This window comes from Ruegeria sp. BG7 (assembly GCF_056535685.1).
On the sequence record NZ_JBQFIU010000001.1, the window covers coordinates 3,568,028 to 3,581,850 of the forward strand.

At 57.6% G+C, this 13,823-nt stretch carries 11 protein-coding genes; 5 read left to right on the top strand and 6 right to left on the bottom strand.

Features of this window, described 5'->3' with window-relative positions; all coding sequences use genetic code 11:
• The first annotated feature begins 112 nt into the window (after positions 1–112).
• A complete protein-coding gene (locus ACR3EH_RS17680; RefSeq protein ID WP_171183423.1) occupies positions 113–637 on the top strand; it encodes a component of SufBCD complex in 525 nt (174 codons plus the stop codon).
• Positions 638–658: 21 nt separating this feature from the next.
• On the top strand, positions 659–4,117 hold the full coding sequence (gene mfd / locus ACR3EH_RS17685; protein WP_171183421.1) for a transcription-repair coupling factor: 3,459 nt from the start codon (positions 659–661) through the stop codon (positions 4,115–4,117).
• Positions 4,118–4,261: 144 nt separating this feature from the next.
• Here mfd and ACR3EH_RS17690 read toward each other — a convergent pair whose 3' ends face one another.
• From ACR3EH_RS17690 to ACR3EH_RS17705, 4 genes are all read right to left on the bottom strand, one after another.
• Entirely contained in the window at positions 4,262–5,920 is a 1,659-nt protein-coding gene (locus tag ACR3EH_RS17690; RefSeq protein ID WP_171676319.1) for a tetratricopeptide repeat protein, read from the bottom strand.
• Between the two features lie 58 nt (positions 5,921–5,978).
• Positions 5,979–7,187, bottom strand: a complete 1,209-nt coding sequence (locus tag ACR3EH_RS17695; RefSeq protein ID WP_171090329.1) for a multidrug effflux MFS transporter — start codon at positions 7,185–7,187, stop codon at positions 5,979–5,981.
• A 76-nt stretch (positions 7,188–7,263) separates the two neighbouring features.
• Entirely contained in the window at positions 7,264–7,923 is a 660-nt protein-coding gene (locus tag ACR3EH_RS17700) for a DsbA family oxidoreductase (RefSeq protein ID WP_171183417.1), read from the bottom strand.
• Entirely contained in the window at positions 7,920–9,437 is a 1,518-nt protein-coding gene (locus ACR3EH_RS17705; RefSeq protein ID WP_171648424.1) for a class I adenylate-forming enzyme family protein, read from the bottom strand. Before ACR3EH_RS17705 ends, ACR3EH_RS17700 begins: the two co-directional genes overlap by 4 nt.
• A 65-nt stretch (positions 9,438–9,502) precedes the next feature.
• Here ACR3EH_RS17705 and ACR3EH_RS17710 point away from each other — a divergent pair, with 65 nt between their 5' ends.
• The gene (locus tag ACR3EH_RS17710; RefSeq protein WP_171183414.1) at positions 9,503–10,126 is read left to right on the top strand and encodes a helix-turn-helix domain-containing protein; all 624 of its coding nucleotides are present in this window, start codon (positions 9,503–9,505) and stop codon (positions 10,124–10,126) included.
• Here the strand turns inward: ACR3EH_RS17710 and ACR3EH_RS17715 are convergent.
• Entirely contained in the window at positions 10,115–10,354 is a 240-nt protein-coding gene (locus tag ACR3EH_RS17715; protein WP_171090321.1) for a hypothetical protein, read from the bottom strand. The two genes, ACR3EH_RS17710 and ACR3EH_RS17715, sit on opposite strands and share 12 nt — an antisense overlap.
• A gap of 550 nt (positions 10,355–10,904) precedes the next feature.
• Positions 10,905–12,734 carry an extracellular solute-binding protein gene (locus ACR3EH_RS17720; RefSeq protein WP_171183412.1) on the bottom strand — a complete coding sequence of 610 codons (1,830 nt, stop codon included), beginning with the start codon at positions 12,732–12,734 and terminating at the stop codon, positions 10,905–10,907.
• On the opposite strand from ACR3EH_RS17720, the gene ACR3EH_RS17725 reads away from it, so the two are divergent.
• Complete coding sequence (locus tag ACR3EH_RS17725) at positions 12,670–12,897, top strand: hypothetical protein (protein ID WP_171089108.1); 228 nt, start codon at positions 12,670–12,672, stop codon at positions 12,895–12,897. The genes ACR3EH_RS17720 and ACR3EH_RS17725 overlap by 65 nt on opposite strands.
• Before the next feature lie 138 nt (positions 12,898–13,035).
• A complete protein-coding gene (locus ACR3EH_RS17730) occupies positions 13,036–13,809 on the top strand; it encodes a 3-hydroxybutyrate dehydrogenase (protein WP_171183410.1) in 774 nt (257 codons plus the stop codon).
• Positions 13,810–13,823 lie beyond the last annotated feature (14 nt).

A 13,823-nucleotide genomic window follows, 5' to 3' on the forward strand; every position in this document is an offset into this window, starting at 1 on the left:
TCTCCTTGAACATTCCAGCATTGGGTGGCATGAATTCACAAAGGTCTCAAGGGTATCAATGGACGCGCCGCCGCGATAAACCCCCCTGAGTTGTTTGAATAAAGGGTTGGGTTTGGACTGGTACTCTTCGATTTTTGAACTCATCGACATGCGCAGTTTTTCGAATCTGTGGTACTGGATTGTGCTGGCGGTGGTCTGGTCGTCGGCAAGCCACTGGGTGATGGGCATTCCGTATGATCTGGTTGTACGCGCGCGACGGATCGGCGGGCAGGTCGAGGTCGATCTTTTGGACATCGTACGCATCAACACGAACCGAATTTTGCTGATCGTTGACATGTCGGGTACCATCCTATTGGCTTTTGCAAGTTTCATGCTGACCGGTCTGGCGACACTGGGGTTTTATTACGACGTTGAATTTGCGCAGGCGGTTTTTTTGCTCATGTTTCCGATGATGCTGGTTCTTTTGGTGAATATCTCACAGGCCAGGCGTCTGCGTCGGCAGGAACTGACGCTTGAAACCGTCACCAAGACCATTTCCCGCTGCCGTCTTTATACCCAGATCATCGGCATGATCTCGATACTGGTCACTTCGTTCTGGGGCATGTATCAGAACATTTCGATTGGCGTTCTGGGTTAGACTTATCTGAAAGGCGAGGCGATGAAGGCTCCGAACCACGTAACAGTTGGCGGCGCCCCTGAAGGGTTTGACGCACAACTTGTGCTGAACGAAATCGCCCGCAGCAACGGGCCGGTGGCCCATGTCGCGCGTGACGACAAGCGGATGGAAGCGATGCGCGCTGCGCTGGCCTTCTTTGCCCCCGACATGCCGGTCTTTGTATTCCCCGGCTGGGATTGTCTGCCTTATGACCGTGTGTCGCCGAACGCGGATATTTCGGCGGCCCGGGTGGCCACATTGGCCGCTCTGGTCCACCAGATGCCGCAAAAATTCGTGCTGCTGACCACGCTGAATGCCGCCACCCAACGCGTGCCAGCGCGTGAGGTGCTGCGCGAGGCGGCGTTTACCGCAGGTGTTGATCAGCGCATCGACGAGACCGCTTTGCGAAACTTTCTGGTGCGCATGGGGTTCACCCAAAGCCCAACAGTGATGGAGCCCGGCGATTATGCCATTCGCGGGGGCATTATCGACATCTTCCCGCCGGGCGAATCCGGCCCCGTTCGTTTGGATCTATTCGGAGACGTTCTGGACGGCGCGCGCCGCTTTGATCCGGTGTCTCAGCGCACCACTGAAAAGCTGGATGTGGTTGAACTTGCACCTGTATCCGAGGTCATTCTGGACGAGGCCGCTATTACCCGGTTCCGCCAGAACTATCGCATCGAATTTGGCGCGGCAGGTACAGATGATCCGCTCTACGAGGCGGTCAGTGCGGGGCGCAAACATCAGGGCATCGAACATTGGCTGCCGTTTTTTCACGACAAGCTTGAGACGCTGTTCGACTATCTGCCGGATGCCACGATCACCGTAGACGATCAGGTCACACCAGCACGTCTGGCGCGGTGGGATACGATTGCCGATCAATATGAAACCCGTCGTCTGGCTTTGGAAAACCGGTCCCGCATGGACACGGTTTACAAACCCACCCCCCCGGGTCTGTTATACCTCGACGATGCCGCGTGGGAGGCTGCGGTCGCAGATCGCAGGGTTATGCAGTTCAGCCCCTTGCCGCAGGCTTCTGGTCCCGGTGTCATCGACGCAGGCGGGCGGATCGGGCGCAACTTTGCTCCAGAACGCCAGCAGGAGAACATTAGCCTGTTTGGCGCTTTGGCCAGCCACATCACATCCAAGCTCGACAAAGGCCCTGTGTTGATCGCCTCTTATTCAGAAGGTGCGCGCGAACGTCTGACCGGTTTGATCGAAGATGAAGGTCTGGCCGAGGCCATCCCGGTGACGAACGGCACCCGCATCGGCAAACGCGGCTTGCACCTTGCTGTTTGGGCACTGGAGCACGGGTTTGAAACCCCTGTCCTGACAGTCATCGCAGAACAGGACGTGCTGGGCGACCGCCTGATCCGCCAGCCCAAGAAGCGCCGCAAGGCCGAGAACTTCCTGACCGAGACCCAATCGCTGTCCCCCGGCGATCTGGTGGTGCATGTGGACCACGGGATCGGTCGTTACATGGGGATGGAGGTCGTTACAGCTGCAGGCGCCGCGCACGAATGCCTGCTGCTGGAATACGCCGAGCAAGCCAAGCTGTACCTGCCGGTCGAAAATATCGAACTTCTGTCGAAATACGGCCATGACGAAGGTTTGCTGGACCGTCTTGGTGGTGGTGCATGGCAGGCCAAGAAAGCCAAGCTGAAGGAACGCATCCGCGAGATGGCGGATAAGCTGATCCGCATCGCCGCTGAACGTGCCCTGCGTAAGGCTCCGGTGATGGACCCGCCGCCCCATGCGTGGGAAGAGTTCAGCGCGCGCTTCCCCTATCAGGAAACCGATGACCAGCTGCGGGCCATCTCGGACGTGATGGAAGACATGCATTCCGGCGCACCGATGGATCGCCTGATCTGCGGCGACGTGGGCTTTGGCAAAACCGAGGTCGCCATGCGCGCGGCCTTTGTGGCAGCCATGTCGGGCGTGCAGGTGGCCGTCGTGGCACCCACAACACTTTTGGCCCGCCAACACGCGGCAAGCTTCAAGGAACGGTTCCGCGGCTTTCCGCTGGAAGTGCGGCAACTCTCGCGGTTTGTATCTGCGAAAGAGGCGCAGCAAACCCGTGATGGTCTGGCACGCGGAACGGTGGACATCGTGATCGGCACGCACGCGCTGCTAGCCAAGAACATCCGTTTCAACAATCTGGGCTTGCTGATCATCGACGAGGAACAGCATTTCGGCGTGGGTCACAAAGAACGCCTGAAGCAACTGCGCAGTGACATTCACGTGCTGACCTTAACCGCGACTCCGATACCTCGGACGCTGCAATTATCGCTGACCGGCGTGCGCGATCTGTCGATCATTGGAACCCCTCCTATCGACCGCTTAGCCATCCGAACATATGTCAGCGAGTTCGATGCCGTCACGATCCGAGAGGCGCTGCTGCGTGAACACTATCGCGGTGGGCAGAGTTTCTATGTGGTGCCCCGTATTTCGGACCTGCCGGAGATTGAAGAGTTCCTGAAAAACCAACTGCCTGAACTGACCTATGTGGTGGCGCATGGTCAGATGGCCGCGGGCGAGCTCGACGACCGAATGAACGCGTTTTACGACGGCAAATATGACGTGCTGCTGGCCACTACGATTGTGGAAAGCGGGCTCGATATTCCCACCGCAAACACAATGGTTGTTCACCGCGCGGATATGTTCGGTCTTGCGCAGCTCTATCAGATACGGGGCCGGGTGGGGCGGTCCAAGACGCGTGCCTATGCCTATCTGACCACCAAGCCGCGTCAGAAACTGACCGCTACGGCCGAAAAACGCCTGCGCGTTCTGGGCTCGCTGGATACGCTGGGGGCCGGGTTCACTCTGGCGTCGCAAGACCTGGACCTTCGCGGAGCAGGCAACCTTTTGGGTGAGGAACAGTCCGGCCAGATGCGCGACGTGGGGTACGAGCTCTACCAATCCATGCTGGAAGAGGCGATTGCCAAGATCAAGGCAGGTGAGATGGAGGGGCTGTCGGATGCCGACGATCAATGGGCCCCGCAGATCAATCTGGGCGTGCCGGTTCTGATCCCTGAAGACTACGTACCCGATCTGGATGTGCGCTTGGGCCTGTATCGCCGCCTGTCCTCGCTGTCGACTAAGGTGGAGCTGGAAGGGTTTGCTGCCGAACTGATCGACCGGTTCGGAAAACTGCCAAAAGAGGTCAACACTCTGATGCTGGTCGTTCGCATCAAGGCGATGTGCAAGCGCGCCGGGATTGCCAAGCTGGATGGCGGCCCGAAGGGCGCAACCATTCAGTTTCACAACGACAAGTTTGCCTCGCCACAGGGGCTGGTCGAATTCATCCAGAACCAGCGCGGTATGGCCAAGGTCAAAGACAACAAGATCGTGGTGAGGCGCGACTGGAAGAAAGACAGCGACAAGATCAAAGGGGCTTTCGCCATTGCCCGTGATCTGGCCGAAAAAGTGGTCGCGGTAAAGAAAAAGGCCAAGGCAGGTTGAATTGTGGGCGGGGGGCGCTGCCCCCGCTGCGCGTTCCGCGCATCTCCCCCGAGGTATTGACGGCCAGATGAAGGGCGGATCCCAGCTTCATCTGGCTAAAAATACCTCAGCCGGAGGCATCGCGCGGCAGCGCGATCTATCCCATTAGTCACGCATCGCAGCCTGCGCACAGAAGCAAGAGGCCGCCACCATTTGGTCGGCTCGGGCCAAGGCCAGGTCGAGCCGCTGTTTGATTTGGCGGATTTCTGTCGCTTCCTTCCTCGCTGCGAGGCAATCGTGTAACCCCTTCAGGCTCCACACATTGTCGGGGTGGATCGAGGCGCGGCTGAGGCTTCCGCCCAAGCCCAGATCTTCGCGATAAACCTCTTCGGCCTCGGCGACGTGGCCTTGTTCGAAAAGCAAAGCGCCAAGCGCGTGGCGGGTGGGCTGCATCCAGCCCCAGGGTTCGTCATAGGGCAGGGTGTCGTCCAACTCGACTGATTGACGCAAATGAGCAAAAGCAATCTCGAAGTGGCCTTTGCGATATTCGATCTCGCCGCGCAGCATTTCCCGGGCAATCTCCAGCAGGTCGATCACGCGGTTGTTGTGCAGCCTGCGGGTTTCGGGAACGCATTCCTTGGCTGCGAGAAACAGGTTCTCTTCAGCTTCGGCGTGGATGATATCTCCCGTAGCGGCATGCGCGATGGCACGGGCGTAGTGGGTCGTGGCCGTCAGGGTGCGGTACAGGTCCGGATCTGAGGGCAGGTCCAGCGCTTTCGCCTCTTCCCAGCGGCCAAACCGGATCAGGATGTGTGGCCCCATGGACATGTAGCTTTCGAAGAAATCCGCCATGGGCGGGCTTTCGATACGCAGCATTTCTTCGGGCGTTGTATCCCAAAGGCCCTGATTGGCGCGCAGGGCGGGTTCGATCTGTCCCAGAAACAGGGCGCCGTAGATTGCAAAATGGTAGTTGTGCTGACGATAGCCAGTGTAGATGTTGAACGCACCTTCGCGTTCGTAATACTTCAAGTCAGCTTCCGAGGCTTTTTCGTTCCAGTGCACCACATTTTGGTAATGGCCGCACAGCACATCAATATGGGTTGGCATATGCACCAGATGCCCCGCATCCGGTACTAAAGTGCGCAGTATATCCCCGGCTTTCAAAGCTTTTTCAGGCGTGGGCGACATCTCCATCAGGTGGACATAGAGGTGCAGCAGGCCAGGGTGTGTCATGGCGGCTGGATCGTTGGCCATGGCCCGTTCCAGCACGTCTTGGGCTTCACGTGTGGCTGCGCCTTCGGCGGGTTGGCCGGTTTTCAGATCCCACATCTGCCAAGGGGTCAGGTTCAGCAACGCTTCGACATAGACCGTGCGCAGGTCGAGGTGCTCTTGATGCGCCGCAAACGCCGCCCGCATTGCGTCGGCAAAGTCATGGTCCCACTGGTGCATGTCTTCGATTGGGTCGGGTTGCGGGTAGCGCGCGGGAAGGGCATGGATCAGAGCTTGCTCAACAGGCGTGCAGGTATCGGCATAGTCCAATGCCTTCTGCATTGCATCATGGGCCAGCGTAAGTGCCTTTTTTCGCCCTCGCTCATCCTGCAAGTCCCATGGCAAGTTATAATTGGGACCTGCCGCGTAGGCGACGCCCCAATGGGCCATGGCGCATTTGGGGTCATGCTCGACCGCGCGTTGAAAACACGCAACGGCTTCTTCGTGGTTGTACCCGTAGGTCCAGTTCAAGCCACGGTCGAACCAACGCTGCGCCTCTGGGTTCGTCGTTGAAACCGGGCAGGTGTATGTGCCCAGATCGTAATAATCACTCATCGAAAAACCTCCCCGCAGCCTGGGCTTAGGGTAGCGTGTTTCGGGGAGGTTGCACAGATCAGGCTGGCAGTCGCTGTTCCACCCGGCCCATATGCAGCATCAGGCCGAAAGCCAGAACACACATGGTCAGGATACCAAATGTCAAAGGAGCAATTGACCCATCGAACAGCAATCCGATCGGCGCGGCAATTGCTGCGGCCAACACTGTTGAAATCGATCCAATGACCGATGCCGCCATTCCGGCAATGTGCCCCATCGGTTCCATCGCGATGGCGTTCAGGTTGCCGATCGTGATGCCTGCCATGAAGAAAACCATGGTTTGCCAAAAGACGAACAGCGCAAATGACGTTGTTGGAGACAGGTTGGTCATGTTCAGGAGAATGACCATTGATGTAATTGCGATCTGAGCGCCAAAGGCAAATGTCACCATCCGCCGCATTCCGACGCGCACCACCAACGCGGCGTTCAGCAGGCTGGCCGAGCCAGACATCAGAGCGACAAAGCCGAACCAAAAGGGAAAGCTATCGGCCCGGCCGTGGATCACATCATAGACCGGCTGTACCATGGTCAGCATGGTGAACAGCATTCCCATGCACAGGGTTTGTACAAGGATCGACAGGCGCACTGTTGGATGGGCAAACATCTCTTGCACAGCGGCGATCATCAGGGGCAGGCGGAAGGGGCGGCGATTTTCGACAGCGAGAGACTCGGGCAGACGAACGCTCATCCAGCCGACGACAATAAGCGCAAACAAGATGAACGAAACAAAGATACCGCGCCAGCCAAACAAAGCGATGACACCTGCGCCTAGCATCGGTGCGATGGCAGGGACCAGTGTGAAGATCATCATCGCAATCGAGATGATGCGGGCCATCTCACGCCCGGAATAGAGATCCCTGATGATGGCCATGGCGACCACACGCGGACCAGCGGCTCCCAGACCCTGCACAACGCGCGCAATCAGTACCAGTTCCAGCGATGAACTCGCCCATGCAACCGCAGATGCCGCGATATACAAAAGTGCGCCACCAAAGATCACCGGCTTGCGTCCCAGCGCGTCCGAGATCGGGCCGGTAAAGAATGTGCCGATCCCCATGCCCAACACAAAGGACGTCAGGATCAACTGCGCCCGGTTAATATCATCGGGGCTAAGCTGCGCGCCGATTTCTGGCAGGGCGGGCAGCATTGAATCGATCGAAAAGGCGATGGTAGCGAACATCATTGCGACCAAAGCAATGAACTCCGCCTTCGACATGCGGTTGGCCATGAAGCACTCCTAACCCGTTCGCGCTATCACGGAGGATCAGGTTAGGCCAGACTGGAAATTCGCACAGACCTCTGTGCTATTCTGCAGGGGAAGCCTCAAGCTGAGACATGATCTCGGCGATCACTTTCTCCCACATCTCAGGGGGTTGAGCGCCCGGAACTGCATGCTGATTGGCAACAATGTAGGTTGGGACCGAGCTGACGCCCATTTCACGCGAATGGCTATCCCGATTGCGGATGTCGTCTCGGTCAGCGTCAGATTTCAGCAATTTCATGACAACGGCGGCGTCCATTCCGGCGCTGTCGGCGATGTCAGACAGTACTTCGGGGTCACCGATGTCACGGGCTTGTACGAAATATGCATCGAACAAGGCATCGACGACAGCGTTCTGTTTGCCTTCGATTCCTGCCCAATGGATGAGGCGGTGAGCGTCCAACGTGTTGGGCGTGCGCTTCATACCTTCGAAATCGATCTTGAGGCCCGCGTTTTCTGCGTGTTCCACCACAGGCGCATAGGCACGCACGGCACCGTCTTTGCCGCCGAACTTACGCTCAAGATATTCGCGCCGGTCCATGCCTTCATCCGGCATGTCGGGGTTCAGCTGAAAGGGATGCCATTCGATGACAAAGGGGTGATCGGGGATATTGGCCAGTGCCTTGTCCAGATGCGTTTTGCCGATATAGCACCAGGGGCAGATCGGATCGGACAGGATGTCGAGCTTGACGGTCTGGGTCATGTGGTTGGTGCCTCGAAATAGGCCGGCAACGCGCGGCGCAGGAGTTTGCCGTTACCGCCAGTTGGCAGGGCAGGCAGGTGGATGAAGGCGCGCGGCTGTTTGTAGCGGGCCAGATTTGTTTCGACATAGGCGCGCAGGGCCGCATCGTCCAGCTTTTCCGGACCAGTATAGAAAGCTGCTATCACAAATGTGTCCGGTTTGACCTCGACCGCCGCTGCACCGACCTGCGTAATGCCCGGAAAACGGGACAGCGCGGCTTCGACCTCGACCGGGGACACGCGATAGCCGCCCGCGTTCATCATGTCATCATCTCGGCCCAGATAGCTGATCTGGCCGTCTACCGCCATCGCGCCCTGATCTCCGGTCAGAAACCAGTCGCCTTGCATCCGCGCCTCGGCTTCGTCGGGTGCGTTGAGATAAGTCAGCATCAAACCGGGGTCTGATCGGTGTATGGCGATGGTGCCTTCCTGTCCTTGTGGTACTGGGCCGTCCGTCCCCAGGATCGCCACGCGACGCCCCGTTTGCGGCTGCCCTAGCGCGTCGCTACGCGCGGGGTGGGCCGGGCTGGAAGAGATAAAGGTCGAGCATTCGGACATGCCGTAGGCTTCGAACAGGTCGGTGCCGGTGCTGGTGACCCATTTCTCATGCAAAGCGCGCGACAGTTTCTCACCCGCGCATAAGCCATGGCGCAGGTCGGGTAACTCCATATGTTCGGACGTTTGCAGCATCTTTCGAAAGACACCGGGGGCGGCGGCAAAGATCGTTGCACGGTGCTGGCGCAATAAGGTCGGCAGCGCGTCAATACTGGTGCCGGGTTCCGGGATCAGGGCCGTTGCACCAATAGTCCACGGGTCCATCAATCCAGTGCCCAGCGTATAAGTCCAGTTGAACGCGCCCGCGTGGCACAAGCGGTCGCTTTCCCGCAGACCGTACCAGCCATCGACCATCATCTGCCGCGCCCAGATCGCCCGATGGGCGTGGGCCACGGCGCGTGGCTTGCCTGACGTTCCAGAGGTGTAGACGACATAGGCCATGCGCTCGGGGTCGCCCATGTCAAAACGGGCTGCAGTCAGATTTCGCATGGTTTTCAACGCATCCAATCCAATCTGCTTGGGGTGCGCAGCGCAGGCAACGTCGGGGTCGCGCAGAATGGCCGCTGGGGCAAGATCCGCGATCATTTTGGCCGTTTCAGGTTCCGTCAGTTGCGACGATGTCGGCACAGGAACGATGCCTACTGCAATTGCGCCAAGATAGGCGATCGGGAAATCCACTGTATTGCCTAGCCGCATCAATGCGATGTCGCCGGGTTTCAAACCGGCTTGCAACAACCCAGCACCGGTGCCCAAAACGGCTGCTTTCAGATCGCGAAAGCTCCAATCCTGCGCGTCCCTCTCACGCAGCACGGACAGGGCAACCTTGCTGGGGATGCGATCCGCTTGGCCCAGAACATGAGCAGCCAGGTTAAAAGGTGTGGGGCAGGGCGCGGGCGCCCCCTGATCAAAGATGGACAACATGGCCCTTGGCTATCGCGGAGCCTGCCGCGTTGCAAGCGCGGCAGACCGGGCCTATAGAGAAGGGCATGAGCACTCAAGATCCAAAATCCCTGATCCGAATTGCCCGCGATTCCGGTGACCATACCGAAGTAGAACCTCTGGACCTAGGTGCGCGGGTGCGCGAGCTGCGCAAGGCGCGCAAATGGACTTTAGAACAGGCTGCCACACAGGCGGGATTGGCGCGCTCGACGCTGAGCAAGATCGAAAACGGGCAGATGTCACCCACATACGACGCGCTCAAGAAGCTGGCGATTGGTCTTGAGATTTCAGTGCCGCAACTGTTCACCCCGCCGCAGCGTGATCAGGTGATCGGTCGTATGGCTGTGACCCGCACCGGCGAAGGGACGGCCCACGCCACGGCCACCTATGAGCATGAGTTGCTGGCCGAGACGCTGACCAAGAAACATATGCTGCCGTATCGCGCGCGAGTGCGGGCGAGGTCGATGGATGAGTTTGAGGGCTGGGTGCGCCACGATGGTGAGGAGTTCATGTATGTCCTCACGGGCGTTGTGCGGCTGTTTACTGAGTTTTATGAGCCTGTCGAAATGCGCCGTGGTGACAGCGCATATTATGATGGCAGCATGGGGCACAATGTCATCTCCGTCAGCGACGAAGATGCAACGATCCTTTGGGTCACATCACTTGCTTAGTGATGCGTGCGTGAATTCGCGGTTCAGACCTTCGGTAAACAGGAAATCTTCAACTTCTTCGTGCGCTTCGTTCATGGTTAGCTGGTGACGCTCTGCCAGATAAGCTTCGAACCCTTTCCGGTCCTTTGACACGCGCATCATGTCCTGATCCCGCAAGTTCGGAAAGCGCCGTTTTGCACGTGCGTAGGCCGCGCTCCAGTCTTGTTTAAGATCCGTCCAGTTCATCATCTTTGAGCTTTCCTTTTGTAGCCATTAGGACTGCTCTCCCCCACAACAGCGTACGGAAAGGCTGCCGTAGGGTAAGACATGACAAAATGTCGCACCTTTCTTTCACAAATTATTTAGGGGTGGTGCCCGCTGCGAAAGCTCCGCAACGGGCGGGCGGGCCTGCAGTCGGTGTGAGTGGTGGCGGGCCCGATTATGCGTTCTCCGGCTCTGCCGAAGGGATCAGACGCGGTGCATGAAGGCGCATCTTCAAGTCCGCACCTGATCTAATTCATGCGCCGTGTATATATCTTTTGCCCGAAAAATAAAGACTTCTAATGGGTTTCACGCACAACTCACCGAGTGTTGATGAACCTCTTCGGCCGATCCAGACATCGTGAACGTCCTATGGAGATGGAACGCCGTTGGTACCGTTTGCTGATACTCTGCGACGGATATTCGTTCATGCGCTCGTGTCGAAAATGATCAGCAGGAACTTGCTCAATTCTCGATGCTGCTGAGAGTTGAGGCAAAAGAACCCGGGCTTGGTTGTCCCGGGTCCGCTATCATTGGCTTAGTTCTCATCATACCACCAGACATCGGGCATGTATTGGGGGCCATCCCCGTAGATCGGCAAAGTGTCGGGGAACTTTAGCTCGCGGATATGCGCAATGCGCCCGACATCAAAGCTCCAGATCGGGATCACATAGCGACCTGCGGTCAAGACACGGTCCAAAGCGCGGGTGGCCGTGGTGAAATCTTCGCGCGTCTCCGAGGCCAACATGGCATCGATCATCGCGTCAACGGCGGGCGAGGAAACACCCATTAGGTTGCGCGTTCCCGGCGTGTCTACAAATTCGCTGCCCCAGTAGAACCTTTGTTCGTTGCCCGGCGACAAGGACAGGGCACGTCGGAAAGGCGTCATGTCGAAATCGAGCTCGTTCATGCGCGAGGTGTATTGCGCATCATCGACCTTCTCGACCACCAACTCGATGCCAAGACGTTCCAGAGCGCGGGCGTAAATCTCGGCTATGGTACCAACATCTTGCACGACATTCAGACTGCCCTGGCTGATCACCATTTCAATCTTCAGCGGACGGCCTTCCGCGTTTTTGAGCACGCCATCCTGAACGGTCCATCCCGCGTCTTCCAGCAGCTTGACTGCCTGGCGAATGTTGCGTCGGTTGCGTTCCGAGCCATCGCCTTGCGGCAACTCATACCCTTCCAATGTGCCGGGCGTCAGCTCAGCCTCAAAAGGCTCCAGCAAAGCGCGCACCGGTTCAGTTGCCGGCCCAGGTTGCATCGCCAGATCAGAGCCAGAGAAGTAAGAAGAAATACGAGGCTGTGCGCCGCCCGTGACCGTGTCGTTGATAAATTCAAAATTGAAGGCAAGCGTCAGCGCTTCGCGCACGCGCCAGTCATCCAGCGGTGGTTTGCGGGTGTTCATCACAAAGCCCGTCATCCCCGATGGTTTTCCATGGGGAATTTCAGTCTTGATCACGTCCCCGCGCTGAACGGCAGGAAAACTGTATTGTTTGTTCCATTTGTCTGCGTTGAACTCGCGCACGGCCGACAGTTCTCCGGCTTTGAAAGCCTCGAACGCGACAGATCCGTCGCCGTAGAATTCAATCCGCAGTTCATCGAGGTTCATGGTGCCGCGACGAAACGGAATGTCAGCGCCCCAATAGTCCGGGTTACGTCGCAGGTTCACATAGCGACCGGCCTCATAGCTGTCGATTATGTACGGACCGGTTCCGATTGGAACATCCTGTAACTTGGCATTCGCGAAATCCTTTCCGTCCCACTGCGCCTTTTGCAGGATCGGACGCATCCCGGCCAGCAAGGCCAATTCCCGGTCAGGGTCGTTGAACGTGATCCGAACCGAGCTCGGTCCGGTCTGTTCAATGCTGTCGATCTTGTCCCACAGCCCTCGGTACCGCAGATGCCCTTCGGTTCCGAGGGTCTCATATGACCAGATCACATCCTCGACCGTGACGGGGCTGCCGTCGGAAAATCGAGCCTCTTCGCGCAGAGTGAATTCGACCCAAGACCTGTCCGGTGCCGCTTCAACTGATTCGGCTAACAGCCCGTAAAGTGTGAAAGGTTCGTCCCAAGACCGACCCATTAGGCTTTCGTGGGTCCAAAACGGCAACTGCCAAGGAGAGGTGCCTTTTTGCAAAAACGGGTTCAGACTGTTATAACCGCCGGTATTTCCGAACACCGCTTTGCCGCCTTTGGGCGCATCCGGGTTGGCGTAGGGGAGGGACACAAAATCCGGTGGTAGGGCCGGGTCCCCATACATAGCTATGCCATGAGACGATTCTGCATGGGCGACAGACATGAGAAAAATGCTGGCGATTCCCGCCGCAAATGGTCGAAACGGTCGGAGAAAATCCGGGCTCATTTTGGAAACAATCCTGCTCTGGCCTTATTTTGTTGGGATTCATCGTAGTGATGATTTTTCTTATTATCAAACTTTTAGCTTGGACGAAGGCGCAGAATTGCTTATAAAGGTTCCACTGCTCGATAGGTTTCTTGCCTGTATGAAACCTGCCTCAATAACTTAACGCCCGCTTCGTGCGGGCGTTTTTTTTTGGCAGTTCCGAATGTCCAGGTCCGGGATTTCAATTCCATATGTTTCCCCGTTTTCTTTGCAGGTGCAGCATGGCATGGTGCGCGAGGATATCGCATCAGGGAGATCGGTCATGAGCCTTTCGGGCAAAACGGCAATCATCACAGGGTCAAATTCAGGCATAGGTCTGGGGGTCGCGCGCGAGTTGGCCAAGGCAGGGGCCAATGTGGTTTTGAATTCCTTTTCCGATCGGGATGAAGATCATGCGCTGGCTGCAGAGATTGCAAAAGAAACCGGAACCAACGCGCGCTACATCAAAGCGGATATGTCCAAAGGCGATGAGTGCCGCGCACTGATCGAGCAGGCAGGGGCCTGTGATATTCTGGTGAACAACGCGGGCATTCAGCATGTCTCTCCGATTGATCAGTTCCCGACCGAGAAATGGGATGCGATTATCGCAATCAATATGAACTCGGCATTTCATACGACAGCTGCGGCGCTGCCGATGATGCGCAAGTCGGGATGGGGCCGGATCGTCAATATCGCCTCGGCGCACGGTCTCACGGCCTCGCCTTACAAGGCGGCCTATGTCGCTGCAAAGCATGGTGTGGTTGGGATGACCAAGACCGTCGCGCTTGAGACCGCGCAGGAGCCGATTACCTGCAACGCGATTTGTCCGGGTTATGTTCTGACGCCTCTGGTAGAGGCACAGATCCCGGACACGATGAAGGAATACAACATGAGCCGCGAAGACGTGATCAAGAACGTCATGCTGGAACGGCAGCCTTCCAAGGAGTTTGCCACCGTTGAGCAGCTGGGCGGCACGACCGTCTTTCTATGCTCGGACGCTGCGGCACAGATTACCGGGACAACGATTTCGGTCGATGGAGGCTGGACCGCGCTTTGAGAATCCATGGGGGC